Raw genomic sequence first — 26,295 nt, 5'->3', positions numbered from 1 at the left:
TGGTCCCACCTGACCCCATGCCGAACTCAGAAGTGAAACGCCGTAGCGCCGATGGTAGTGTGGGGTCTCCCCATGTGAGAGTAGGGAACTGCCAGGCATCAATCAAGTGAAGAGGCCATCCGGAAGGATGGCCTTTTTGCGTTTCTGCACCTGCTTCCTTTCCATAAACAAATCACCTATCCCCCCATATATACGGTAAACTATCCCGGTTTTTGCATCAGGATAGCGTCTATGAATCACTCCCTTAAGCCCTGGAATACCTTTGGTATTCAACGGAATGCTAATCAAATTGTACGTGCCGACAGTGCTCAGCAGTTGCTGAATGCATGGCAAAACGCAACAGAAAACGGTGAACCCGTACTTATTCTGGGCGAAGGAAGTAATGTCCTGTTTCTCGATGATTTTGCGGGGACGGTAATCGTCAATCGCATCATGGGGATTGAGCGTAAAGAGAGCGCTGACAGCTGGCATTTACACGTGGGTGCTGGCGAGAACTGGCACCATCTGGTGCAATATACCCTTGAAAAAGGGATGCCAGGGCTGGAAAACCTGGCTCTGATCCCGGGCTGTGCAGGATCATCTCCTATTCAAAACATCGGTGCCTACGGCATCGAACTGAAACACGTCTGCGAATATGTCGACTGCATCGAACTCGCGACCGGAACGGCGAAGCGCCTGACCGCAGAGCAGTGCCGCTTTGGCTATCGCGACAGCATTTTCAAGCACGACTATCAGGATCGTTTCGTCATTGTGGCCGTTGGCCTGCGCCTGGCGAAAGCCTGGAAACCCGTTCTGACTTACGGCGATCTGACCCGTCTCGACCCGGCTACTGTCACACCGCGTGAGGTATTTGATTCCGTTTGCCACATGCGAATGACCAAGCTCCCGGACCCGAAAGTAAACGGAAATGCGGGTAGTTTCTTCAAAAACCCGGTGATCAGCAGCGAAAATGCAAAAGCGTTTCTCGCCGGCTGGCCAACGGCCCCGCATTATCCTCAGGCGGATGGTAGCGTGAAGCTGGCCGCAGGCTGGCTTATCGATCAGTGTGAATTAAAAGGTACGACTCTTGGTGGCGCTGCTGTTCATCGTCAGCAGGCGCTGGTACTGATCAACCAGTCCAACGCGACAAGTGAGGATGTCGTCAACCTGGCGCATCATGTTCGCCAGCGCGTGGGCGAAAAATTCAACGTCTGGCTGGAGCCTGAAGTTCGCTTTATTGGCCGAACGGGCGAAGTGAATGCCGTGGAGACCATTGCGTGAAGGACAATACTATTCCGTTAACTCTCATCGGTATCCTTGCCGATGGCGAGTTTCATTCTGGCGAGCAGCTGGGCGAACAGCTGGGCATGAGCCGTGCTGCGATCAATAAGCATATTCAAACGCTCCGCGACTGGGGCGTGGATGTGTTTACGGTGCCGGGAAAAGGCTACAGCCTGCCGGAACCGATCCAGTTACTGAATGAAGAGGTCATCCGCAGCCAGATTGGGCACGGTAACGTCGCGGTATTGCCGGTCATTGATTCGACGAACCAGTATCTGCTGGATCGCCTGAGCGAGCTGAAATCCGGTGATGCCTGCGTTGCCGAGTACCAACAGGCAGGACGTGGCCGCCGGGGGCGTAAGTGGTTCTCACCATTTGGCGCCAACCTCTACCTTTCCATGTACTGGCGGCTTGAACAGGGGCCAGCTGCGGCCATCGGGCTGAGCCTGGTCATCGGCATTGTGATGGCAGAGGTGCTGCACGATCTGGGTGCCGATCAGGTGCGGGTAAAATGGCCCAACGATCTGTATCTCAACGATCGAAAGCTGGCGGGGATCCTGGTTGAACTGACGGGAAAAACAGGCGATGCCGCACAGATCGTCATTGGGGCGGGACTGAACATGGTGATGCGAAACGTGCAGAACGATGTCGTGAACCAGGCCTGGACCAACTTGCAGGAAGCGGGGATCACCATCGATCGCAATACGCTTGCCGTCCGCATGATCAATGAGTTGCGTAGTTCGCTGACGCTCTTTGAACAAGAGGGGTTAGCGCCATTCCTGTCCCGCTGGGAAAAACTGGATAACTTTATTAACCGACCGGTGAAGCTGCTGATTGGGGATAAAGAGATTTACGGCACATCACGCGGCATTGACGCGCAGGGCGCGTTGCTTCTTGAACAGGATGGCGTGATTAAGCCCTGGGTGGGCGGTGAAATTTCGTTACGAAGTGCGGAGTAACCCTCTCCCCACAGGGGAGAGGGGGTAGCAGGTCATCACTGCGGATACGGCACCCAATCCCCGGCATTCAGTCGGACATAAGGCTTATTCTGATACTGGATCACCACCGCATTGGCGTTTTCCGATACCTCCGCCGTCTGCGGCAGCCCGCTGGTGAGTTGATCCCAGTTCACGCTATCTTCCACAAACAGCTTACCGTCTACAGCGCGAGCAACCAGTTCCGAGATAGCCAGATAGCTGCTTGGCTGGGTGATTTCAATGGGCGCTCCCTGATGCGGCGCCTTCATGCCAAAGAACTTAATCCCGGCCGGAACGTTAGTGATGGACGGGCTTGGGATATCGCGCAGACCAGACACCTGCATCCTGTCGCCTTTCAGCGCCCCTCCGTGTTCTGGTACTACCACCACCATCACTTTGCGACCTGATTTTTCCAGCTCGTTGAAGAACGCGTTCAGCTCGTCAAAGAACTTCTGAGCACGGGCCTTATAATCGGCCGTTTTACTCACGCCGGGATAATGGTTCCCGTCGTGCAGCGGCAGCGTGTTATAGAACGTCGCACTACGTGTCCCTTCCTCTTTGCCGACGGTATCTAACCAGCGCTGAAGCACGGCGGTATCGTCATACACTGGCGAGCCATCAAAGCCCAGCAACGTTACCGGCAGCCCTTTCTGGTCCATCAGCGGGGCCTGCATACCACCCTGTTCACGCACTTCTTTCAGGAAGTTACCGAACTGACCGTTATGGCCCATCATCAGGTGCTGGGTAAAGCCCAGTTTTGCGAGGTTATCAAACAGATAACACTGGTTAGCTGCCGGCTGGTAGAGGTTCTTATGCGAAGGCTGTCCGCAGCTGGCGCGCAGCAGGCGGATAGCCGCCGGGCCGCTGTACGACGTGGCCGAGTTGAAGTCCTTAAACTGAATATCGAAATGCGACCACAGCGGGTGCGACATCAAACCAGCCGCGTCAACGTCAGCCCAGGACAGAGAACAGATGTTAATGACCAGCAGCTCAAACGGCTGAGCATCGGCAGGCAGCGCGTCCGGGAATTTCGTCTGACGCTTATCTTCCGCAGCGTAAAAACTGGAGAGCCACGCGTTCAGGTTAGTGGATGTCGGCGGTGCAGTCTGCGCAGGAATATCCCCAACCACAGGCGTATCCCCTGCTGTCGCAACGGTCGCGGCGGCGGAACCGCCCGTGGTGGTCACGGTTGTCGTCGGCTGACCGGCTGGCCACAGCGAGAAGCTCGGGCCCGTCAGCGTCAGGACGTTAAGCCAGATCATAATCGCGACGACAAACACCGTCACCCGGATCCACTGAGACAGGAACAGCCAGGCAACCAGCAGGACAAATACCGCGCCAATCATCTGCCAGTTAATAAAGCGCTCAACCAGATCGAGCATATAGTCCGCACTGAAACCTGCGACCTGGGAGCCCTGGCTCATGATGCTTTCAGGGCCGGGCAGCCAGGTATCATGCCAGAACAGGGCGAAACCGATGGGGATAGCGACCCAGTGACGTATACGGTGCAGCCTGAAGTTCGGGATTGGCATCAGCAGGAATGCCATAAACACCAGGTTAAGCAGAGGGTGGAAATTAAGATAGCCTGCCCACAGCAGACCAAACTTCACCAGAAAGTAGAAATTCCAGCCGGACAGGCCGCGCCAGTATTGCCAGAGTGGCGATGGCGCCGAAGAGGTATAGGTAGAATTAGTCATGTTTTCGGTTTGCCTTGACGTTCGGAGCGCGAGTCAGTGTTCCGGCGGGTTTAATATAGCGAGGTTTGACGAACAGTAATCTGACCGTATCGCGAATACGGCGCAGGGAATGGCGTGCATAGTAGCCAAGCGGCAAAAAAATCAGCGCGCACAGAACAACCAGTTGGATGATATCGCTGATATTCATAATGGCGCGCTCTCCTTGTTCTCATCCAGTAAGCGTAGCGGCTCAGGTACCCGACGCCAGACATGCCCGTCATGTTTCGCATTGAGTACCGGTTTGGCACCGCTGGTGACAGGCAACGGTTTGGCCCACTTTTCGGGTGGCAGGGCACGCATCTGGACAAGCTCAGCCGCGATCAGGTTATCTTCAAACCAGACCATACGGTTCGAGAAGATATCCGCGGTAGGAAGCGGGAAGATATGGTTAAGCGCAGTATCCAGATCGTTCACCCGGCAGAAGGAGAGGAACAGCACCAGGCGGTTATCGCCAATGGTCATGATGTCCCCGATACGGTTAGGGCGGCACAGAGTGAGCGCCTGCTCAACGCGAATACCCGGCACGGGGCGCAGGGCAACCATCACCCCTTTTCCGTCTGCCGGTAACAGCGTATTGCTCATCATGTTGCCCACCGCATCGCAGAAGGTGTCCCATTTCTGGTAGCCGCGCAGTTTCATCGGCTGCGTCATTGAAAGCAGGGTGCTGATATCTTCCGGAACATGTCGATTAAACTGCTGGCCCTGGATGCTTTCGATCAGCGTCAGACAGCGCGACAGGGGAGCATTCCACGGGATGACCATATTCGCGCCGCAGCCCAGTAATAAGCGCTCATCGGTGGCGCGCAGGCTGGTATTATTTTCACGCACCACAATTTTTAACGCACTGCCGCGCTGGCGACGTAATGTGTGTATGTGCCTTGCCAGCGTGTCGATTTGGTTATTCTGGATCAACGAGAAGATAATGGTCGCCGCCTGCGTGGTGCGCGCCTCATCAAATAAGGCTTCATTGGTATCGAACAGTGACCAGTACTCAGACAGTGCAGGCGCACCTTCCAGTACCGCAATATGGCTCAGAACGCGTTTTTCATCACTGCGTGGCTGAACTACTGTTTCTTCTTGTTGAGCAAGATGCCACTCATCCCCGACATGTTTGAGGGTAAGTTGTTGTCGGGAGCTCACCCCTTTTTCATTGCACCAGAAAGCCACGTCGTAAAGATGGCTGTCGGTCTGGACACGAATACTGGCCAGGCCATAGAGGGAACGGTATTCACTCATTAAAAGTGAAAAAAGCTTGTCATTATTACTGCCTGGGTTAACAACCAATAAGGTGCAATTTTGATTTTTTGCCCATCTGTTGATTCTTTCCAGCCATTTCAGCAGTTTTTCAGACGGGATATTTTGCAGGCCGTTATTAGAGCATTTTAGAATCAGTAAATAGTGTTCGGGAACAATAGAACACTGAATATCGCGGGGTAAAAAGTATAGACTGTCAGCCTCCGCAGGCATGGAAAATAATCGTACTGTCTGGGGCCCACGGTCACTGTCGAGCCTGATGATTGACTTCGGCTCTTCGCCCATCGTAATGACGGCCACGCGGGAATCCTTCCCCTGCGCCGCTATCGTCTGGTTTACCAGACTGATGGCATCTTCATTACGATCCGTATTAACCCACCAGACTCCTCCGACTGGCATGTGGCGCAATTCGTCCCATAATGACTGGATGCCAATAGAAAATATGGAGTCCACGGTGTCCCTCTTTTCGTCGAATTTCTATGTCTCTCAGTTTACTAGCGAAAGCGTAGAAATAAACCTAACATTGAAATTAAAGAACATCAGATTTAGCATGTAAATGAAATTTAGTGGGCAGGACGCCTCGCTGCATCTGAATCTTATGATTTTACTCAAAGGGATGAAAAAAGAATGCAAAATAACGAACCCGCAAACCCAGTCGACTCAAGTCTGGGTTACACATTCCAGAACGATTTTTTGGCACTCACGCAGGCTTTTTCTTTGCCTGAAATAGATTACACCGATATTTCCCAGCGTGAACAGTTGGCGGCGGCTATTAAACGTTGGCCGTTATTAGCTGAGTTTGCCCAACAACAATAAGGAAGCCATTGATGGCTGTACTAGGATTACAGGGCGTCCGTGGTGGGGTGGGTACAACTTCCGTTACCGCGGCGCTGGCGTGGTCATTGCAGGTATTAGGTGAATCGGTACTGGTCATTGATGCCTGTTCCGATAATTTGCTGCGCATGTCATTCAATGTCGACTTTACGCATGCAAACGGCTGGGGACGCGCGCTTCTGGACGATAAAGACTGGCGGGATGCGGGTTTGCGTTATACCTCCCAGCTCGATTTGCTTCCCTTTGGTCAATTGACCGAAACCGAGCGCGGGAATGAAGCCGCGTACCAGCGCCTGTTCTCTCGCTTCATCACCGCATTGCAGAGCCTGAAAGAGAGCGGGCACTATCAGTGGATCCTGCTGGACCTGCCGCACGGTGCCGCGTCGCTGACCCGCCAGCTGCTGGCGCAGTGCGACCATGTGCTCTCCATCGCGAACGTAGATGCGAATTGTCATATCCGTCTGCATCAGCAGCCGATGCCTGCCAATGCCCATATTCTGATCAACGATCTGCGCATTGGCAGCCAGATCCAGGACGATCTCTACCAGGTCTGGCTCCAGAGTCAGCGCCGCCTGTTGCCGATGGTGATCCATCGTGACGAAGCGATGGCGGAGTGCCTCGCGTCCAAACAACCTCTCGGGGAGTACCGTAGCGATTCACTGGCGGCGGAAGAGATCCTGACGCTGGCCAACTGGTGTTTGCTGCACTTTGCTAAACGGCCGGAGCCTGCCGGGAGTTCAGTATGAGCCGCCTGACTAACTGGCTGCTCATTCCGCCGGTCAGTTCGCGCTTAAGTGAACGCTACCGCCATTACCGTCATCACGGCGCCTCGTCGCTGAGCGCTGCGCTGGGCTGTTTGTGGATGATTCTGGCGTGGATGTTCATCCCCCTCGAACATCCCCGCTGGCAACGCATTCGTGCGCGCCACGGTGAACTCTATCCGCATATCAACCCTGACAAGCCGCGTCCGCTGGATCCCGCGCGCTACGCTATTCAGTCCATCTGGCTACTAACGACCTCAACGGGCGCGGAGAAAAAAACGTCCCGCTGGCGCAGCTTCGATCGTGTGCAGCACCTGCGTGAACACTACCACCAGTGGCTTGACCGGCTACCTGACCGGGTGGGCGACAAAACGGGTCATTTAGATAATCACAAAGAGCTCGGGCACCTACACCCGGGCTTGCGGCGTTTTATTCTCGGCGTGGTTGTGGTGTTCTCGCTGATTCTTGCGCTGGTCTGTATTACCCAGCCCTTCAATCCGCTGGCGCAGTTCACCTTCCTGATCCTGCTGTGGGGCGTGGCGCTGCTGGTGCGGCGCATACCAGGGCGTTTTTCTGCCCTGATGCTGATTGTGCTATCGCTGACCGTTTCCTGCCGCTACATTTGGTGGCGATATACCTCAACGCTGAACTGGGACGATCCGGTCAGCCTGGTGTGCGGCTTAGTGCTGCTGTTTGCTGAGACTTACGCCTGGATCGTGCTGGTGCTGGGTTACTTCCAGGTTATCTGGCCGCTAAATAGACAGCCGGTGCCGCTGCCAAAAGACACGACCCAGTGGCCTACGGTTGACCTTTTCGTGCCGACCTACAACGAAGATCTGTCGGTGGTAAAAAACACCATTTATGCCGCGCTGGGTATCGACTGGCCGAAGGATAAAATCAAAATCTGGATCCTCGATGACGGTGGCCGTGCCGAGTTCCGCCAGTTCGCGGACGAAGTGGGGGTAGAGTACATCGCCCGTACCACGCATGAACACGCGAAAGCCGGTAACATCAACAATGCGCTGAAATATGCCAAAGGGGAGTTCGTCTCTATTTTCGACTGCGACCACGTGCCAACGCGCTCGTTCCTGCAAATGACCATGGGCTGGTTCCTGAAGGAGAAAGAGCTGGCGATGATGCAGACGCCGCACCACTTCTTCTCGCCGGACCCGTTTGAACGTAACCTCGGCCGTTTTCGTAAAACCCCGAACGAGGGCACGCTGTTCTATGGACTCGTGCAGGACGGGAACGACATGTGGGACGCAACGTTCTTCTGCGGCTCCTGTGCGGTGATCCGCCGGAAACCGCTGGATGAAATTGGCGGGATCGCCGTCGAGACGGTCACGGAAGATGCGCACACCTCGCTGCGTCTGCACCGTCTTGGCTATACCTCCGCCTACATGCGTATTCCTCAGGCGGCGGGGCTGGCCACGGAATCCCTGTCGGCGCACATCGGCCAGCGTATTCGCTGGGCCCGCGGCATGGTGCAAATTTTCAGGCTCGATAACCCGCTGATGGGTAAAGGGCTGAAGCTGGCGCAACGGCTGTGCTACGTCAACGCCATGTTCCACTTCCTGTCCGGTATTCCACGGCTTATCTTCCTCACTGCGCCGCTGGCGTTCCTGCTCCTTCACGCTTACATCATCTATGCGCCTGCGCTGATGATTGCCCTGTTCGTTCTGCCGCACATGATCCACGCCAGCCTGACGAACTCGAAGATTCAGGGGAAATATCGCCACTCCTTCTGGAGTGAAATTTACGAAACGGTGCTGGCCTGGTACATCGCGCCGCCCACCATGGTGGCGCTGATTAACCCGCATAAAGGGAAATTCAACGTCACCGCGAAGGGCGGGCTGGTGGAAGAGGAGTATGTCGACTGGGTGATCTCCCGGCCCTATATCTTCCTGGTGCTGCTGAATATTGTGGGCGTGATTGTTGGGATCTGGCGCTACTTCTACGGCCCGGAAAACGAAATTCTGACGGTCTTCGTGAGTATGGCGTGGGTGTTTTATAACCTGATTATCCTCGGTGGCGCGGTGGCGGTATCGGTGGAGAGCAAACAGGTTCGCCGCGCGCATCGCGTCGAAATCAGCATGCCAGCGGCCATTGCCCGCGACGATGGACATCTCTTCTCCTGTACCGTACATGACTTTTCGGATGGCGGTCTGGGTATCAAGATCAACGGTCAGGCGAAGGTGCTGGAGGGGCAGAAGGTCAACCTACTGCTTAAGCGCGGCCAGCAGGAGTATGTCTTCCCGACGCAGGTGGTGCGTGTGAGAGGAAATGAAGTGGGTCTGCAACTGATGCCGCTGACCAAAAAGCAACACATTGATTTTGTGCAGTGTACGTTTGCCCGCGCGGATACGTGGGCTCTCTGGCAGGACAGCTTCCCTGAGGATAAGCCTCTGGAAAGCCTGCTGGATATTCTTAAGCTGGGGTTCCGTGGCTATCGTCACCTTGCAGAATTTGCCCCGTCGTCGGTGAAATTAATTTTCCGGTCACTTACTTCACTGGTTTCCTGGGTCGTGTCGTTCATTCCGCGTCGACCTGAGCGAGATGAAGCGAAGCAGGCGGACCCGGTTATGGCTCAACAATGATGATAACGCGATGAAAACAAAACTTTCCTGGTTATGTGCAGTGGCAATGGGGATGAGTGCGCTCCCTGCAACAGTGGCTAACGCAGCGCCTGATAACGCAGCGGCCACGCCCGCGCCAACGGTGCCTGTCGTCGCGCAAGCGACCGATCCGGTTGTGACGGCCGCGCCGGGGCAGACGGAAAACGTCGTCCCGAATCAGCCGACGACGGGGAATACGCTGCCCGCCGACAACCCGGTGGTTGGGCAGGTCATGCCTGGCGTGCCGGGAGCCAGTGCGCCGGTGGTTGCCGAAAATACGCCGTCGCGTGACGTTAAGCTGACGTTTGCCCAGATCGCGCCTCCTCCGGGCAGCATGGTTCTGCGCGGCATCAACCCAAATGGCGGTATCGAATTCGGTATGCGCAGCGATGAAGTCGTGTCGAAAGCGATGCTCAACCTGGAATACACCCCATCGCCGTCGCTGCTGCCGGTGCAGTCCCAGCTTAAGGTCTATCTGAATGACGAGCTGATGGACGTCCTGCCCGTCACCAAAGAGCAACTGGGTAAGAAAACCCTGGCTCAGGTGCCGATTAATCCGCTGTTTATCACCGACTTTAACCGCGTGCGTCTGGAGTTTGTCGGCCACTACCGCGATGTCTGTGAAAACCCGGCCAGCAGCACCCTGTGGCTGGATGTCGGGCGTAACTCTTCGCTTCAGATGACCTATCAGCCGCTGGCGTTGAAAAACGATCTCTCCGCCTTCCCGGTGCCGTTCTTCGACCCGCGTGATAACCGTCCGCTGAACCTGCCGATGGTCTTTGCCGGCTCTCCCGATGTGACCGAACAGCTGGCGGCCTCTATCGTGGCATCCTGGTTTGGTTCCCGCTCCGGCTGGCGTGGTCAAAGTTTCCCGGTCATGTACGACAAAATGCCGGACAAAAACGCGATCGTGTTTGCCACCAACGCCAAACGTCCGGCTTTCCTGCGTGACCATCCGGAGGTGAAAGCGCCCACCATCGAGATGATCAGCCATCCGGACAATCCGTACGTGAAGCTGTTGGTGATCTTCGGCCGTGATGACAAAGATCTGGTGCAGGCGGCGAAAGGCATTGCGCAGGGGAATATCCTGTTCCGCGGTAACAGCGTTGTGGTGGACGAGGTGAAACCGCTGCTGGCACGTAAGCCTTATGATGCGCCGAACTGGGTACGTACCGACCGGGCCATCACCTTTGGCGAACTGAAAACCTATGAAGAGCAATTGCAGTCAACCGGGCTTGAACCTTCTCCTGTCAGCCTGTCGCTGAACCTGCCGCCGGATCTCTATCTGCTGCGCACCAACGGCATTGATATCAATCTGAACTACCGTTACACCGCGCCGGCGACCAAAGACAGCTCGCGCATGGATATCAGCCTCAACAACCAGTTCCTGCAATCGTTCAGCCTGACCAGCAGCCAGGAGACAAACCGGTTGATGCTTCGTCTGCCTGTATTACAGGGGCTGCTGGATGGCAAAACCGATGTGTCGATCCCGGCGCTGAAGCTCGGTGCGGTGAACCAGCTGCGGTTTAACTTCCAGTATATGAACCCCATGCCGGGTGGATCGGTGGAAAACTGTATTACCTTCCAGCCGGTGCAAAACCACGTGGTGATTGGCGATGATTCCACGATCGACTTCTCGAAGTATTACCACTTTATTGCGATGCCGGATCTGCGTGCCTTTGCTAACGCCAGCTTCCCGTTCAGCCGCATGGCAGACCTCTCTGAATCGATTGTCGTGATGCCAAAAGCGGCCAACGAAGGCCAGGTTACCACGCTGCTGGACACCATGGGCACCGTCGGGGCGCAAACCGGCTTGCCGGCTATCAACGTGACGGTGACGGATGACGGGAGCCAGATCCAGAACAAAGATGCCGATATCATGGTCATCGGCAACATTCCGGACAAGCTGAAAGACGAGAAGCGCGTCGATCTGCTGGTGCAGGCGGCTCAGTCGTGGGTTAACACGCCGCTGCGTCAGACCGAGTTCCCGAGCATCATGCCGGACAGCGGCGATCGTCAGGCCAATATCAGGACGACCGTAAGCTCAACGGGTCCGATGGCCGCGATTGTCGGCTTCCAGTCGCCGTATAACGACCAGCGCAGCGTTATCGCCCTGCTGGCGGATAGCCCGCGCGGGTATGAGCTACTCAACACGGCCATGAACGACAGCGGTAAACGGGCGGCAATGTTCGGTTCCGTCTCGGTGATCCGTGAGTCGGGGGTAAACAGCCTGCGCGTGGGGGATGTCTACTACGTCGGTCATCTGCCGTGGTTCGAACGCCTGTGGTACGCCCTGTCTAACCACCCGGTGCTGCTGGCCGTGCTGGCTGCGCTCAGCGTTGTACTGCTGGCGTGGGTACTGTGGCGTCTGCTGCGAATCATCAGCCGTCGTCGTCTTAACCCGGACCATGAGTAAGCGGTGATGAAAATCTTTCGCGGGTGTCTAGTCGCAGCGTTGATGCTGGCGGCGGCGAATCTTCACGCCGCCTGTCGCTGGCCTGCCTGGGAGACGTTCAAGCAGGATTATATGAGCGAAAGTGGGCGCGTCATTGATCCCAGTGACGCGCGCAAAATCACCACCTCCGAAGGGCAAAGCTACGGACTGTTCTTTGCCCTCGCGGCAAACGATCGCAAGGCGTTCGATCTGCTGCTGGCATGGACGCGCGATAACCTTGCCGAGGGAGATTTAACCCAACATCTCCCGGCCTGGCTGTGGGGGAAAAAGGACGACGAAACCTGGGCGGTTATCGACCCTAACTCCGCGTCTGATGCCGATATCTGGATTGCCTGGTCGCTGCTGGAAGCCGGGCGGCTGTGGAAAAATCCCGATTACACGCGCACGGGTAAGGCGCTGTTGACGCGCATTGCCAGTGAGGAAGTGGTGAAGGTGCCGGGGCTGGGTTCTATGCTGCTGCCGGGTAAAGTCGGTTTTGCCGAAGAGAGCGTCTGGCGCTTCAACCCCAGCTACCTGCCGCCGCAGCTTGCGAGCTATTTCACCCGTTTTGGCGCGCCGTGGACGACGCTCCGTGAAACCAACCTGCGTCTGCTGCTGGAGACCGCGCCTAAAGGATTTTCCCCGAACTGGGTGAAATACCAGAAAAAGGGCGGCTGGCAGCTGTCGCAGGATGCATCCCTGATCGGCAGCTACGATGCGATTCGCGTCTATCTGTGGGTAGGGATGATGAACGATAACGATCCGCAGAAAGCCCGACTACTGGCGCGTTTCAAGCCCATGGCGACCACCACAATCAAACAAGGCTTGCCGCCGGAGAAAGTGGACGTCGCGACCGGGAAACGCACCGGAGATGGGCCGGTAGGGTTTTCTGCCTCCCTCCTTCCGTTTTTACAAAACCGGGACGCGCAAGCGGTGCAACGCCAGCACGTCGCCGATCGTTTTCCCGATAACAATGCTTATTACAGCTACGTTCTGACCCTCTTTGGACAAGGGTGGGATCAGCATCGTTTTCGTTTCACCGTGCAAGGTGAATTACTACCGGACTGGGGCCAGGAATGCGCACGTTCACACTGAATCTACTCACCTTATCGCTTGGCCTGGCGCTAATGCCCCTGGCCCAGGCCGCCAACTCCCCGCAGCAGAGACAGCTGCTGGAACAGGTCCGTCTGGGGGAATCCACCCAGCGTGAGGATTTAGTGCGCCAGTCGCTCTATCGCCTTGAGCTGATCGACCCCAACAACCCGGACGTGATTGCCGCGCGCTTCCGCTACCTGTTACGACAGGGCGATACGGCGGGCGCGCAAAAAGAGCTGGATCGCCTGAAAGGAATGGCGCCCGATTCCAGTGCCTATCAGTCCTCCCGTACTACCATGCTGCTCTCCACGCCGGATGGTCGCCAGTCCCTCCAGCAGGCTCGCCTGCTTGCCACCACCGGGCACACCCAGGAAGCCATTGCCGCGTATGACAAACTGTTTGACGGTAAGCCGCCCAGTGGCGACATCGCGACGGAGTACTGGAACGTGGTGGCGAAAGAGCCAGCCCGCCGCAACCTGGCCATTAATCAGCTTAAGAAAATAAACGCCAGCAGTCCGGGCAACGTCCCGCTACAGTCCTCGCTGGCACAGCTTTTGTTCCAGAGCGGACGGCGTGATGAAGGGTTTGCGGTGTTACAGGAGATGGCCAAATCGAACAATGGCCGCAGTCAGGCGTCGGACATGTGGTACCAGCAGATCAAAGATCAGCCGGCCAGCAGCGCCAGCGTTACCGCGCTGCAACAATACCTGAGCGTGTTCAGCGATGGCGATAACGTGACGGCGGCGCGCGCCCAGCTTGAAGCGCAGCAAAAACAGCTCGCCGATCCGGCGTTCCGCGCCAAAGCCGAAGGGTTAGCCGCAGTGGATGCCGGGCAGGGCAGTAAAGCGGTAACGGAGTTGCAGAAAGCAGTCAGCGCCAACCACGCCGACAGTGAAGCCGTAGGCGCGCTGGGGCAGGCCTATTCTCAGAAAGGCGATCGCGCGCGTGCGGTTGCGCAGTTTGAAAAGGCGATCGCCCTCGATCCGCAGAGCGATAACCGGGGCAAATGGGACAGCCTGCTGAAGGTCAACCGATACTGGCTGCTGATCCAGCAGGGGGATAACGCCCTGAAAGCCAACAATACGGCCCAGGCCGAACGCTATTACCAGCAGGCGCGCAATATCGACAATACCGACAGCTACGCGGTTCTGGGCCTCGGTGATGCGGCGGCGGCGCGCAAAGATAACGACGCGGCCGAGCGCTATTACCGCCAGGCGTTGCGGATGGACAGCGGCAACAGCAACGCGGTACGCGGTCTCGCCAATATTTATCGCGCGCAGTCTCCGGAGAAGGCGACGCAGTTTATTCAGTCGCTCTCTGCCAGCCAGCGCCGCAGCATTGATGATATTGAACGTAGCCTGACGAACGAGCAGCTGTCAGCCCAGGCCGAACAGCTGGAAAGCGAGGGGAAATATGCGCAGGCCGCAGAAATTCAGCGCCGACGCCTTGCGCTTTCCCCGGGCGACGTGTGGATCACCTACCGACTGTCACGCGATCTGTATAGCGCGGGTCAGCGCAGCCAGGCGGATAACCTGATGCGTCAGCTGGCAAGCCAGAAACCGGGCGATCCGGATCAGGTTTACGCCAGCGGGCTGTACCTGTCCGGTAACGATCAGGATCGGGCGGCGCTGGCGCATCTGAACACGCTGCCGCGCGACAAGTGGAACGGCAACATTCAGGCGCTGGCGGACCGCCTGCAAAGTAACCAGGTGCTGGAAACCGCCAACCGCCTGCGCGACAGTGGAAAAGAGCAGGAGGCGGAAACGTTGCTTCGCCAGCAGCCTCCGTCCACCCGTATCGACCTGACGCTGGCGGACTGGGCTGAACAGCGTGGCGATCATGAGGCCGCGAAAACCGCCTACAACACCGTCCTGCAACGCGAACCGCAGAATGAAGACGCGATCCTCGGCCTGACCGAGGTCTATCTTGCCCAGGGTAACAAGGACGCGGCGCGCGCGGCGCTGGCGAAACTGCCCGCGGCACAGAACGGCGAACCGCTCTCCATCAATATGCAGCGCCGGCTTGCCATGGCGCAGGCTGGCCTGGGTGATCATGCCGCGGCAGAAAAGACCTTCAACGCCATTCTTCCGCAGGCCAAATCGCAGCCGCCTTCGATGGAAAGTGCGCTGGTGATGCGCGATGCCGCCCGTTTCCAGGCACAAAATGGTCAGCCTCAGCAGGCGCTGGACACCTGGAAAGATGCGATGGTCTCATCGGGCATCACAACGACCCGTCCGACCGATAACGACAGCTTTACGCGGCTCACGCGTAACGATGAGAAAGATGACTGGCTGAAGCGCGGCGTGCGCAGCGATGCAGGCGATCTTTATCGTCAGCAGGATCTGAACGTCACGCTGCAACACGACTACTGGGGCTCCAGCGGCACGGGAGGCTATTCCGACCTGAAAGCGCACACCACCATGCTCCAGGTTGATGCGCCGCTGTCGGACGGACGTATGTTCTTCCGTAGCGATCTGGTCAATATGAACGCCGGTTCCTTTGCCACCGATAACGGAACCTACGATCCGACATGGGGTACCTGTGCCGAAACGCCATGTCACGGCAGCACGAACCAGTCGGCCAACGGCGCCAGCGTGGCCGTCGGCTGGCAGAACAAAACCTGGGCGTGGGATATCGGTACAACGCCGATGGGCTTCGACGTGGTCGATGTGGTGGGTAGCCTGAGCTACAGCAACGATTTAGGGCCGATTGGCTACACCCTGAACGCTCATCGCCGTCCGATTTCCAGCTCGGTGCTGGCCTTCGCCGGGCAAAAAGATCCCAATACCGACACCACCTGGGGCGGCGTGCGTGCCACCGGTGGCGGCGTGAGCATGAGCTACGACAAAGGCGAAGCTAACGGGATCTGGTCAAGCCTGAGTGCCGACAGCCTCACCGGGAAGAATGTCGAAGATAACTGGCGCGTCCGCTGGATGACCGGCTATTACTACAAGCTCATCAATCAGAACAACGAACGCCTGACGGTGGGCGTGTCCAACATGCTCTGGCATTACGATAAGGATTTAAGTGGCTATTCGCTGGGCCAGGGCGGTTACTACAGTCCCCAGGAGTATGTGTCGTTCGCCTTACCGGTGAACTGGCGTAAACGCACAGAGAACTGGTCATGGGAGCTGGGCGGCTCCGTCTCCTGGTCTCATTCAAAAACAAAAGATGTGATGCGTTATCCGTTACAGGGGCTGATCCCGGACAATGAGCCAGGCCGTTATACCGATAAAGGTGTAATGGAAACCGGAAGTAGCTCGTCAGGCACGGGTTATACCGCAAGGGCGATTGTTGAACGCCGCGTGACGTCCAACTGGTTTGTCGGACTGGGCGTCGATATTCAGGAAGCAAAAGACTATACCCCGAGCCATGCGCTGCTCTACGTTCGGTATTCTGCCGCGGGCTGGCAAGGTGATATGGACTTACCACCGGAACCGCTGGTGCCTTATGCAGACTGGTGATCGGATTTTTTCTTAATCTAATTGTAAGTCTCTCTTAAAAGTGCAGCTATCGGGTATACTCGGGCGCACCAGGTTTACACCCTGGTGCGCCCTGCGCTTCGAGTTTTGTGGAGAGTCATTTTGCGTGTCAGCCGTTCCTTAACGATCAAACAGATGGCGATGGTGTCTGCCGTCACAATGCTGTTTGTCTTCATCTTCTGCGTCATTTTGCTGTTTCACTCCGTACAGCAGAATCGCTATAACACGGCTTCGCAACTGGAAAGTATTGCCCGCTCGGTGCGGGAACCCCTGTCAGCCTCGATCCTGAAAGGGGATATCCCCGAGGCGGAATCCATCCTGAAGCGCATTCAGCCCGCCGGTATCGTGAGCCGCGCGGATGTCGTGCTGCCGAACCAGTTCCAGGCGCTGCGGATGAGTTTTATCCCGGAGCGTCCCGTCCCGATGATGGTGATGCGCCTGTTTGAACTGCCGGTGCAAATTTCCCTGCCTCTCTATTCCCTGGAAAGACCGGCTAACCCGCAGCCGCTGGCCTACCTGGTGCTACAGGCCGACTCGTACCGCATGTATAAATTCGTCATGAGCTGGGTTGCTACGTTAGTGACTACTTACTTACTTTTGACACTAATGCTGAGCGTGGCGCTGACGTGGTGTATCAACCGGTTAATTGTGCATCCGTTGCGCCGCATAGCCCGGGAGCTGAACGACCTCTCTCCACAGGAGCACATGGGGCATCAGCTTCCCTTGCCGCGCCTGCATCACGACGATGAAATTGGCATGCTGGTCCGGAGTTACAATATCAACCAGCAGCGTGTCCTGCGTCAGCAGGAAGAGCTCAGTAGCAACGCCACCCGTTTTCCGGTATCCGATCTGCCAAACAAAGCGTTTTTAATGGCCTTGCTGGAGCAGACCGTCGCCCGCCAGCAGACCACCGCGCTGATGGTGATTGCCTGCGAAACCTTGCAGGATACGGCGGGCGTGCTGAAAGAGAGCCAGCGCGAGATGCTGTTGCTGACGCTGGTGGAAAAGGTGAAATCCGTTCTGGCGCCGCGCATGGTGCTCACCCAGGTCAGCGGTTATGACCTGGTGGTGATCGCGCACGGTGTTAAAGAGCCGTGGCACGCCATTACGCTAGGTCAGCAAGTACTCACTGTCATTAATGAGCGGCTGCCCATTCAGGGTATCCAGCTTCGCCCGAGCGCCAGCATCGGTATTGCGATGTACTACGGGGGGCTGACCGCCGAGCAGCTTTATCGTCGGGCCTTCTCGGCCGCGTTCACCGCGCGCCGGAAAGGCAAAAACCAGATCCAGTTCTTTGATCCGGAGCAGATGGAAAAAGCCCAGCAGCGCCTGACGGAAGAGAGCGACATTCTGACGGCGATGGACAATCGCCAGTTTGCGCTCTGGCTACAGCCGCAGGTCAATTTGCGCACGGGTGAAGTGACCAGCGCCGAAGCGTTGCTGCGTATGCAACAGCCGGACGGCACGTGGGAGCTGCCTGAGGGGATGATCGAACGTATCGAGTCCTGCGGCCTGATGGTCACCGTCGGCTACTGGGTGCTGGAAGAGTCCTGCCGCCAGCTTGCGGCCTGGCAACAACGGGGCATCACGCTGCCGCTGTCGGTGAATCTCTCTGCGCTACAGCTGATGCACCCGACCATGGTGCCGGAGATGCTCGAGTTGATCCACCGCTACCGCATTCAGCCCCACACGTTGATCCTGGAAGTCACCGAGAGCCGTTGTATCGACAATCCTGACGATGCTGTCGCCATTCTGAAACCGCTGCGTAATGCCGGGATCCGCATTGCGCTGGACGATTTTGGTATGGGGTATTCTGGCCTGCGTCAGCTCCAGCACATGAAAACGTTGCCGGTGGACGTCCTGAAAATCGACAAAACCTTTGTGGAAGGGCTGCCGGAGGATTGCAGCCTGGTACAGGCCATTATTCAGATGGCGCACAGCCTGAATCTGCACGTCATTGCCGAGGGTATTGAAACCGACGCCCAGCGTGATTGGCTGGCTGCGGCGGGCGTGGAGAGCGGACAGGGCTTCCTGTTTGACCGCGCCGTACCGACGGATATCTTTGAGCAACGCTATCTCTCCGACGCTGGCAATAACGCAAAAGTGTAATTTTGTTGCTGGCTTGTGCGAGCCAGCTCAAAGTTCTTAACATTTGTGTTTCAAATTTGAACCCCGTTTATTTCTGTCCTGTTATGTGGGTGTTATTTTAAAGCCGCAGGTTAACCATAACCTTACAAAGCCTGTAGTTTTTCTTTCCAGGGACACCCTATGAAAACCTCACTCTTCAAAAGTCTTTACTTCCAGGTCCTGACAGCCATCGCCATCGGTATTCTGCTCGGTCACTACTACCCGGAGCTGGGCGCGCAGATGAAACCGCTTGGCGACGCGTTCGTTAAGCTCATCAAAATGATCATCGCGCCGGTCATTTTCTGTACCGTGGTGACTGGTATCGCTGGCATGGAAAGCATGAAGGCGGTCGGGCGTACGGGGGCGGTTGCCCTGCTGTACTTCGAGATTGTCAGTACCATCGCGCTAATTATCGGCCTGATAATTGTCAACGTAGTACAGCCTGGCGCGGGCATGAACGTCGACCCGGCCACGCTGGATGCGAAAGCGGTGGCGGTTTACGCTGAACAGGCGAAAGATCAGGGGATTGTTGCCTTCCTGCTGGACGTGATCCCGAGCAGCGTGATTGGCGCGTTCGCCAGCGGAAACATCCTCCAGGTGCTGCTGTTTGCCGTGCTGTTTGGCTTTGCCCTGCACCGTCTTGGCAGCAAAGGCCAGCTGATTTTTAACGTCATTGAAAGCTTCTCGCAGGTGATCTTCGGCATCATCAACATGATTATGCGTCTGGCCCCAATTGGCGCCTTTGGCGCGATGGCCTTCACCATCGGGAAATATGGCGTCGGCACGCTGGTACAGCTGGGCCAGCTGATCGTCTGTTTCTACATCACCTGTATTCTGTTTGTGGTGGTGGTGCTCGGCTCCATCGCCCGTGCGACCGGCTTCAGCATCTTCAAATTTATCCGTTACATTCGTGAAGAGCTGCTGATTGTCCTCGGCACATCCTCTTCGGAGTCCGCGCTGCCGCGTATGCTCGATAAAATGGAAAAGCTGGGCTGCCGTAAGTCAGTGGTGGGGCTGGTTATTCCTACGGGCTACTCTTTTAACCTGGATGGCACCTCGATATACCTGACGATGGCGGCGGTCTTTATTGCCCAGGCCACTAACAGCCACATGGATATCTTCCATCAGATTACGCTGCTGGTGGTGCTTCTGCTCTCTTCAAAAGGGGCGGCGGGCGTAACGGGCAGCGGATTTATCGTGCTGGCGGCCACCATTTCGGCGGTGGGCCATCTGCCGGTAGCGGGCCTGGCCCTGATCCTCGGTATTGACCGCTTTATGTCTGAAGCCCGTGCGTTAACCAACCTGGTCGGCAATGGCGTGGCGACGATTGTGGTGGCGAAGTGGGTGAAAGAGCTGGATCACAAGAAGCTTAACGATACGCTGAATAACCGTACATCTGAGGACAAAACCCCCGGTTTATCCTCTTAATCCCTCATAAATGCCCGTATTCCCTTGTGGGGATGCGGGCACCTGCGCATAATAACCGTTCATACCTGTCATAATTCGACAAGATTTTTTTTGGGTATATTTCACTTCCGCCCGTGACGTTTAGCCGAACACGCTGTCTAATCGGAAGGTTTTCATCGTCATCTTTGAGTGCTCACGTCGCGAGACACTCTCTTTAACCAGGAATGTTGATCAGGGGTTCACATGCAGGGCACAAAAATTCGACTCTTAACCGGCGGTTTGCTGATGATGGCAGCAGCCAGTTATGTGCAGGCAGATGCGCTCCAGCCAGACCCGGCCTGGCAACAGGGAACACTGGCGAACGGTTTCCAGTGGCAGGTATTATCCACTCCGCAACGTCCGAGCGATCGCATTGAAATCCGTCTTTCTGTGAATACCGGCTCCCTCACTGAAAGCACCCAGCAGACCGGCTTAAGCCACTTTATTCCTCGACTGGCGCTCACCCAGAGCGGCAGTTTGCAGGCGGTTCAGGTGCGTTCTTTATGGCAACAGGCCATCGATCCGAAACGCCCGCTGCCCCCGGCTGTGGTCTCCTATGACTACACCATGTTTAACCTGAGCCTGCCCAACAACCGTAACGATCTGCTTAAAGAAGCACTGACCTACCTTTCCGATGCCACCGGCAAACTGGCGATTACGCCTGAGACCGTTAACTATGCGTTGAGCAACAGCGACATGGTGGCGACCTGGCCGACGGATACCAAAGAAGGCTGGTGGCGCTACCGCCTGAAAGGGTCAACGCTGCTTGGCCACGACCCGGCAGAGCCGCTGAAACAGCCGGTTGATGCCGCGCAGGTGAAATCTTTCTACCAGCAGTGGTACACCCCGGATGCCATGACCCTGATTGTGGTGGGCAACGTGGACAGCCGTGCGGTGATAGAACAGATCAACAAAGCATTTGGCGATCTGAAAGGGAAGCGTGAAACGCCCGCCCCTGTTCCTACCTTGTCCCCGCTGCGTCCTGAGACGGTCAGCATCATGACGGATACCGTGCGTCAGGATCGTCTTTCAATGATGTGGGATACGGCCTGGCAGCCGATCCGCGAGTCTTCTGCGCTGTTGCGTTACTGGCGTGCGGATCTCGCGCGTGAAGCGCTCTTCTGGCACGTTCAGCAGACGCTCAGCAAGAACAACGTGAAAGATATTGGCCTGGGCTTTGACTGCCGAGTGCTGTTCCAGCGCGCCCAGTGCGCCATTAACGTGGAATCTCCGGGCGATAAGCTGAATGCCAATCTCGGCGTGGTGGCGAAAGAACTGGCTAAAGTGCGGAAAGAGGGCCTGTCTGAAGAGGAGTTTAACGCGCTGGTGGCGCAGAAATCCCTCGAATTGCAGAAACTGTTCGCCACCTATGCCCGCGCCGATACCGATATCTTAATCAGCCAGCGCATTCGCTCCTTGCAGAATCAGGTGGTGGATATCGCGCCGGAGCAGTATCAGAAACTGCGTCAGGACTTCCTGAACGGTCTGACCGTGGAGATGCTGAATCAGGATCTGCGTCAGCAGCTGTCGCAGGATATGGCGTTGATTCTGTTGCAGCCGAAAGGTGAGCCGGAATATGACATGAAAGAGTTGAAGGCCACCTGGAGCGCCATCATGGCGACGCCGCCGCAGCCAGCGCAAACGGCAGCCGATGATTTACACCAGGATGCGAGCGATATTCCGCAGGGCCAGTAAGCTCTGCGTTCCCTCAGCCCTGAGGGAGAGGGTTAGGGTGCGGGCATCAGCCCGCACAGTCCTTAAGCAGGCATCGCCTCGCGCGGAATAATCGCTCCGCGATACTGAATCACCGTACTGGCCGTCAAATGACCGCGCTGCGCCGCCGCTTCCGGCGTCCCTCCCGTCAGACGTACCGCCAGATACCCCGCGCTGAAAGAATCTCCCGCCGCCGTGGTATCGATCACTTTCTCTTTCGCCAGCTTCACTGCCGGCACCTCTGTCACGGCTTCACCTGCAACCGCCACCAGGCAAGACTCCGCCCCGCGCTTGATCACCACTTCGCTGACCCCGGCAGCCTGCGTCCGGGCGATGACCTCATCAACCGGTTTTTCGCCCCACAGAGCATCTTCATCATCCAGCGTCAGGAAGGCGATATCGGTGCATTCGAGCATCTGCTGGTAGACCTGCTGCGTCTCTTCACGGCTGGCCCACAAACGCGGACGGTAGTTGTTATCGAAAATCACCTTACCGCCATTGGCACGGCATTCGCGCAGCAGTGACAGCAGTTTTTCACGGCTCTCCTGGCTCAGGATCGCCAGGCTGATCCCGCTCAGGTAGAGATAATCGAAGGTCGCCAGTTCTTCGCAAATGGCAGCGGCGGCCTCGCTTTCCAGCCAGAATTTGGCGGCCGCTTCATTACGCCAGTAATAGAAGGTGCGCTCGCCGGTGCTGTCGGTTTCGATGTAGTACAAACCCGGCAGGCGGTTTTCCATTCGCTGGATCAGCGAGGTCCCAACGTTTTCACCCTGCCAGGCTTCCAGCATCTGCTGGCTGAAGCTGTCCGTTCCCAGCGCGGTAACGTAGCTCACGCTCAGCGCGTCGGGGGAGACCTGACGGGCAATGTAAACGGAGGTGTTCAATGTATCGCCACCAAAACCGCGGCTGACTTCCGCGCCTTTCTGGGACAGCTCAATCATGCATTCGCCAATCACGGCAATTTTTTTAGACATAGTCGTGAACCTGAACAAAGTAATTAAGGGTAGTGTGCGCTGTGTGTTTTTTACGGTCAACTATATTAAAACGACGTTCCATTATTTTTTTTGAGCCAGCGCGTATTCCGGCATATTTCTGTCATCTTAATTTCATTTTCCCGGTGAATTGAACATAAAGTTCTCACCTGGCGGGCCGATAACTCAGTGACGAGTCCAGAAAGGCTATCCCATACAACAGGACATCCGAAATGAAGTCAGAGCAGGTTATCCAGCGGCTGAGCACTACGCCTGAGGCAAGTATTGAGAACTTGCAGGAGCATCGCTACTGGCTGCAATGTGAGCGAGCATACACCTATCAGCCCATCTACCGTACCGACGGTCGGTTAATGGCGATTGAGGTGTTAACGGTCGTCACTCATCCATCGAATCCTTCACAGCGTATTGCGCCGGACCGCTATTTTGCGGAGGTTGCCGTGCGTCAGCGTATCGACGTGCTGGAAGAGCAGTTAAGAATGCTGGCGACGAAGCAGGCGTTCTTCGAGCAGCACGGTATTCTGGCGTCGGTGAACGTGGATGGCCCAACCCTGATGGCGTTACGTCAAAACGCGACATTGCAGGCGCTGATTGCCACCTTGCCGTGGATGCGCTTCGAGCTGGTGGAACATGTTCAGCTGCCGCAGGACTCCTCGTTTGCCTCGATGTGTGAGTTTGGCCCGCTGTGGCTGGATGATTTCGGTACCGGTATGGCGAACTTCTCCGCCCTGAGCGAAGTGCGTTATGACTACATCAAAGTGGCCCGCGATCTGTTTATCATGCTGCGCCAGACGCCGGAGGGACGGAACCTGTTTACGATGCTCCTGCAACTGATGAACCGCTATTGCCAGGGCGTCATTGTGGAAGGCGTAGAGACGCTGGAGGAGTGGCGCGACGTGCAAAATTCTCCGGCAGCGGCGGCACAGGGTTATTTCCTCTCCCGTCCTGTCCCCATGGATACCCTGGAAAAGGTGATAACCACCCTCTGATCTGCCCGCTTCCCTTTGTCTGAACTATAGTTTTAGAGGCAAGTTCATCAGGAAAGGGGACAACAATGACAAAAACAACCAGGGTGATTTCCTGGACAGCAGGGATTTTCTTGTTGCTGATCGTGGTCTTAATCATCATTATCGCCACGTTTGACTGGAACCGGCTCAAACCGACCATCAACCAGAAAGTCTCAACCGAGCTAAACCGCCCCTTCGCAATACGTGGCGATTTGGGTGTCGTGTGGGAGCGCCAGAAAGAGGAAACCGGCTGGCGAAGCTGGGTGCCATGGCCGCACGTTCACGCCGACGACATCATTCTCGGCAACCCGCCGGACATCCCCGAAGTGACCATGATCCACCTGCCGCGCGTGGAAGCCACGCTGGCGCCGTTAGCCCTGTTAACCAAAACGGTGTATCTGCCGTGGATCAAACTTCAGCAGCCCGACGCGCGGCTAATTCGCCTGTCAGAGAAAAACAACAACTGGACGTTCGATCTCGCCAGCAGCGGCGATAAAGATCAGAATGCGCAGCCCTCTTCGTGGTCTTTCCGCCTCGACAATATTTTGTTCGATCGGGGGAGGATCGCCATTGACGATAAGGTGAGTAAGGCTGACGTGGAGATCCTCGTCGATCCGCTGGGCAAGCCGCTGCCGTTTAGCGAAGTGACGGGCAGTAAAGCCAAAGGCGATGACAGCAAAGCGGGCGATTACGTCTTCGGCCTGACGGCGAAAGGGCGCTACAACGGCCAGCCGCTGACCGGTAAAGGCAAAATCGGCGGCATGCTGGCGCTCAGGAGTGAGGGCACGCCGTTCCCGGTGCAGGCGGATTTCCGCTCGGGCAACACCCGCGTGGCGTTCGTGGGCACGGTTAACGACCCGATGAACATGGGCGGCGTCGACCTCCAGCTTAAGTTTGCCGGGGATTCGCTGGGTGAACTGTACGATTTGACCGGCGTGCTGCTGCCGGATACCCCGCCGTTTGAAACGGACGGGCGCCTGGTTGCCAAAATCAACACCGAAAAATCGTCCGTCTTTGACTACCGGGGATTCAACGGCCGCATCGGCGACAGCGATATCCACGGCACGCTGACCTACACCACCGGTAAACCGCGCCCGAAACTGGAGGGGGACGTTGAATCCCGCCAGCTGCGTCTGGCCGATCTTGGTCCGCTGATTGGCGTAGATTCGGGCAAAGGCACGAAGTCTAAAGAGGTTAAAAAGGACGTTCAGCCTGCGGGTAAAGTGCTGCCCTATGACCGCTTCGAAACCGACAAATGGGACGTGATGGATGCGGATGTGCGCTTCAAAGGACGTAAAATTGAGCATGGCAGCACGCTGCCGCTGAGCAACCTCTCGACCCATATCATCCTGAAAAACGCCGACCTGCGCCTGCAACCGCTGAAGTTTGGCATGGCTGGGGGAACCATCTCATCGAATATCCACCTGGAGGGGGATAAAAAGCCGATGCAGGGAAGGGCGGAGATCCAGGCGCGTCGGCTGAAGCTGAAAGAGCTGATGCCGGACGTGGAGCTGATGCAGAAAACCCTCGGTGAGATGAACGGCGACGCGGATATTCGCGGCACGGGTAACTCGGTAGCGGCGCTGCTGGGTAGCGGAAACGGCAACCTGAAGCTGCTGATGAACGACGGGCTGGTGAGCCGTAACCTGATGGAGATCCTGGGGCTGAACGTCGGGAACTTTATCATCGGGCAAATCTTCGGTGACGACGAAGTACGCGTTAACTGCGCGGCGGCAAATCTGGATCTGGTCAACGGCGTGGCGCGTCCGCAGATCTTCGCTTTCGACACGGAAAACGCGGTTATCAACGTCACCGGTACCGCCAGCATGGCGTCCGAGCAGCTGGATTTAACCATCGATCCGGAAAGTAAAGGCATTCGTATCATTACCCTGCGCTCGCCGCTGTACGTTCGCGGGACCTTCAAAGATCCGCAGGCGGGCGTGAAGGCCGGGCCGTTGATTGCGCGTGGTGCGGTCGCCGCCGCGCTCGCTACGCTGGTCACCCCTGCGGCGGCGCTGCTGGCGTTGATTTCGCCGTCAGAAGGCGAAGCGAATCAGTGTCGGACGATTTTATCGCAGATGAAGAAGTAGTTCCGTTTCTCCCTCTCCCTGTGGGGAGAGGGGGCTCCAGTAATTTGAAAGCAAAAGCTATAACGTTGCCTCAGAAAAACTGAGGGCTTTCAGCGATGCCTCGGTCCGGCTGTAAATCGCTGAGGCGTTTCCTGTAGGCTGGGGCGAGGCGCAGGGATGCGCCGAGAGGGCGGGCTTTACAGGGATGTTACCTCCGCCCGTCCCCGATAAGCCGGAAGGAATAAGCCGAAGGCACCGCGAAGCGGCGATTTTCCGCCGGAAGCCCGGGTCGCCAGGGTGGTGGCGACTGAGCCACCCTGGCACGTTCACCGCTCATGTCGTGACAGAGTAGCAAGGAACATAAAGTGAACGGAATGACCACCTGAGCCGTATGTTCCCCCTCACCCCAGCCCTCTCCCTCAAGGGAGAGGGGGCCGTCTGTGCAGGCATTATTTTGTGGGGAGCCCTCAGCCCTGTGGGTGAGGGCTAAATTGTA

The 26,295-nt window shown here is 56.7% G+C and carries 17 protein-coding genes and 1 rRNA gene; 14 read left to right on the top strand and 4 right to left on the bottom strand.

Annotation, left to right across the window (positions count from 1 at the left end; all coding sequences use genetic code 11):
- The 3 genes from rrf to birA form a co-directional block, all read left to right on the top strand.
- A 5S ribosomal RNA gene (rrf, locus tag ACOTY5_RS20495) occupies positions 1 to 97 on the top strand; the annotation flags it as partial.
- A gap of 134 nt (positions 98 to 231) precedes the next feature.
- Positions 232 to 1,260 (top strand): UDP-N-acetylmuramate dehydrogenase, encoded by a 1,029-nt coding sequence (gene murB / locus ACOTY5_RS20490; RefSeq protein ID WP_032672220.1) that lies wholly within the window; start codon positions 232 to 234, stop codon positions 1,258 to 1,260.
- Positions 1,257 to 2,219, top strand: a complete 963-nt coding sequence (gene birA / locus ACOTY5_RS20485) for a bifunctional biotin--[acetyl-CoA-carboxylase] ligase/biotin operon repressor BirA (protein ID WP_017384195.1) — start codon at positions 1,257 to 1,259, stop codon at positions 2,217 to 2,219. Before murB ends, birA begins: the two co-directional genes overlap by 4 nt.
- A gap of 35 nt (positions 2,220 to 2,254) precedes the next feature.
- On the opposite strand, the gene bcsG is transcribed toward birA, so the two are convergent.
- The 3 genes from bcsG to bcsE are packed head-to-tail and all read right to left on the bottom strand — an operon-like array spanning position 2,255 to position 5,680.
- Entirely contained in the window at positions 2,255 to 3,934 is a 1,680-nt protein-coding gene (gene bcsG / locus ACOTY5_RS20480) for a cellulose biosynthesis protein BcsG (RefSeq protein ID WP_017693804.1), read from the bottom strand.
- Positions 3,927 to 4,121, bottom strand: coding sequence for a cellulose biosynthesis protein BcsF (bcsF, locus tag ACOTY5_RS20475; protein WP_006808586.1), 195 nt, complete (start codon positions 4,119 to 4,121; stop codon positions 3,927 to 3,929). Before bcsF ends, bcsG begins: the two co-directional genes overlap by 8 nt.
- A complete protein-coding gene (gene bcsE, locus ACOTY5_RS20470) occupies positions 4,118 to 5,680 on the bottom strand; it encodes a cellulose biosynthesis c-di-GMP-binding protein BcsE (protein WP_421632003.1) in 1,563 nt (520 codons plus the stop codon). The genes bcsF and bcsE overlap by 4 nt, the downstream gene beginning before the upstream one ends.
- Before the next feature lie 174 nt (positions 5,681 to 5,854).
- Between bcsE and bcsR the strand changes: the two genes are divergently transcribed.
- The 9 genes from bcsR (at position 5,855) to ACOTY5_RS20425 (ending at position 21,716) form a co-directional block, all read left to right on the top strand.
- Positions 5,855 to 6,043 carry a cellulose biosynthesis protein BcsR gene (gene bcsR / locus ACOTY5_RS20465; RefSeq protein WP_045142227.1) on the top strand — a complete coding sequence of 63 codons (189 nt, stop codon included), beginning with the start codon at positions 5,855 to 5,857 and terminating at the stop codon, positions 6,041 to 6,043.
- A gap of 11 nt (positions 6,044 to 6,054) precedes the next feature.
- On the top strand, positions 6,055 to 6,807 hold the full coding sequence (gene bcsQ, locus ACOTY5_RS20460; RefSeq protein ID WP_003861177.1) for a cellulose biosynthesis protein BcsQ: 753 nt from the start codon (positions 6,055 to 6,057) through the stop codon (positions 6,805 to 6,807).
- Positions 6,804 to 9,419, top strand: a complete 2,616-nt coding sequence (gene bcsA, locus ACOTY5_RS20455) for a UDP-forming cellulose synthase catalytic subunit (protein WP_045142226.1) — start codon at positions 6,804 to 6,806, stop codon at positions 9,417 to 9,419. Before bcsQ ends, bcsA begins: the two co-directional genes overlap by 4 nt.
- Before the next feature lie 10 nt (positions 9,420 to 9,429).
- Positions 9,430 to 11,853, top strand: coding sequence for a cellulose biosynthesis cyclic di-GMP-binding regulatory protein BcsB (gene bcsB, locus ACOTY5_RS20450; RefSeq protein ID WP_071591748.1), 2,424 nt, complete (start codon positions 9,430 to 9,432; stop codon positions 11,851 to 11,853).
- A 6-nt stretch (positions 11,854 to 11,859) separates the two neighbouring features.
- Complete coding sequence (gene bcsZ / locus ACOTY5_RS20445) at positions 11,860 to 12,966, top strand: cellulose synthase complex periplasmic endoglucanase BcsZ (RefSeq protein WP_045142224.1); 1,107 nt, start codon at positions 11,860 to 11,862, stop codon at positions 12,964 to 12,966.
- Positions 12,948 to 16,430 carry a cellulose synthase complex outer membrane protein BcsC gene (gene bcsC / locus ACOTY5_RS20440; protein ID WP_045142223.1) on the top strand — a complete coding sequence of 1,161 codons (3,483 nt, stop codon included), beginning with the start codon at positions 12,948 to 12,950 and terminating at the stop codon, positions 16,428 to 16,430. The genes bcsZ and bcsC overlap by 19 nt, the downstream gene beginning before the upstream one ends.
- 120 nt (positions 16,431 to 16,550) lie before the next feature.
- Positions 16,551 to 18,557: a biofilm formation regulator HmsP gene (gene hmsP, locus ACOTY5_RS20435; protein WP_045142222.1), complete on the top strand. Its 2,007-nt coding sequence runs from the start codon at positions 16,551 to 16,553 to the stop codon at positions 18,555 to 18,557.
- Between the two features lie 159 nt (positions 18,558 to 18,716).
- Entirely contained in the window at positions 18,717 to 20,003 is a 1,287-nt protein-coding gene (gene dctA / locus ACOTY5_RS20430) for a C4-dicarboxylate transporter DctC (protein ID WP_015571524.1), read from the top strand.
- Between the two features lie 222 nt (positions 20,004 to 20,225).
- Entirely contained in the window at positions 20,226 to 21,716 is a 1,491-nt protein-coding gene (locus ACOTY5_RS20425) for a M16 family metallopeptidase (RefSeq protein WP_023295577.1), read from the top strand.
- Positions 21,717 to 21,778: 62 nt separating this feature from the next.
- Here ACOTY5_RS20425 and ACOTY5_RS20420 read toward each other — a convergent pair whose 3' ends face one another.
- On the bottom strand, positions 21,779 to 22,708 hold the full coding sequence (locus ACOTY5_RS20420) for a sugar kinase (protein ID WP_003861191.1): 930 nt from the start codon (positions 22,706 to 22,708) through the stop codon (positions 21,779 to 21,781).
- A gap of 230 nt (positions 22,709 to 22,938) precedes the next feature.
- Between ACOTY5_RS20420 and pdeH the strand changes: the two genes are divergently transcribed.
- Complete coding sequence (gene pdeH / locus ACOTY5_RS20415) at positions 22,939 to 23,712, top strand: cyclic-guanylate-specific phosphodiesterase (protein ID WP_015571521.1); 774 nt, start codon at positions 22,939 to 22,941, stop codon at positions 23,710 to 23,712.
- A gap of 65 nt (positions 23,713 to 23,777) precedes the next feature.
- Positions 23,778 to 25,820: an AsmA family protein gene (locus ACOTY5_RS20410; protein WP_015571520.1), complete on the top strand. Its 2,043-nt coding sequence runs from the start codon at positions 23,778 to 23,780 to the stop codon at positions 25,818 to 25,820.
- The last annotated feature ends 475 nt before the right edge of the window (positions 25,821 to 26,295 follow it).

Source organism: Enterobacter cloacae complex sp. SHL018 (assembly GCF_049237905.1).
GTDB classification, from domain to species: domain Bacteria; phylum Pseudomonadota; class Gammaproteobacteria; order Enterobacterales; family Enterobacteriaceae; genus Enterobacter; species Enterobacter hormaechei_C.
This window is presented reverse-complemented; position numbering and strand designations above follow the sequence as displayed.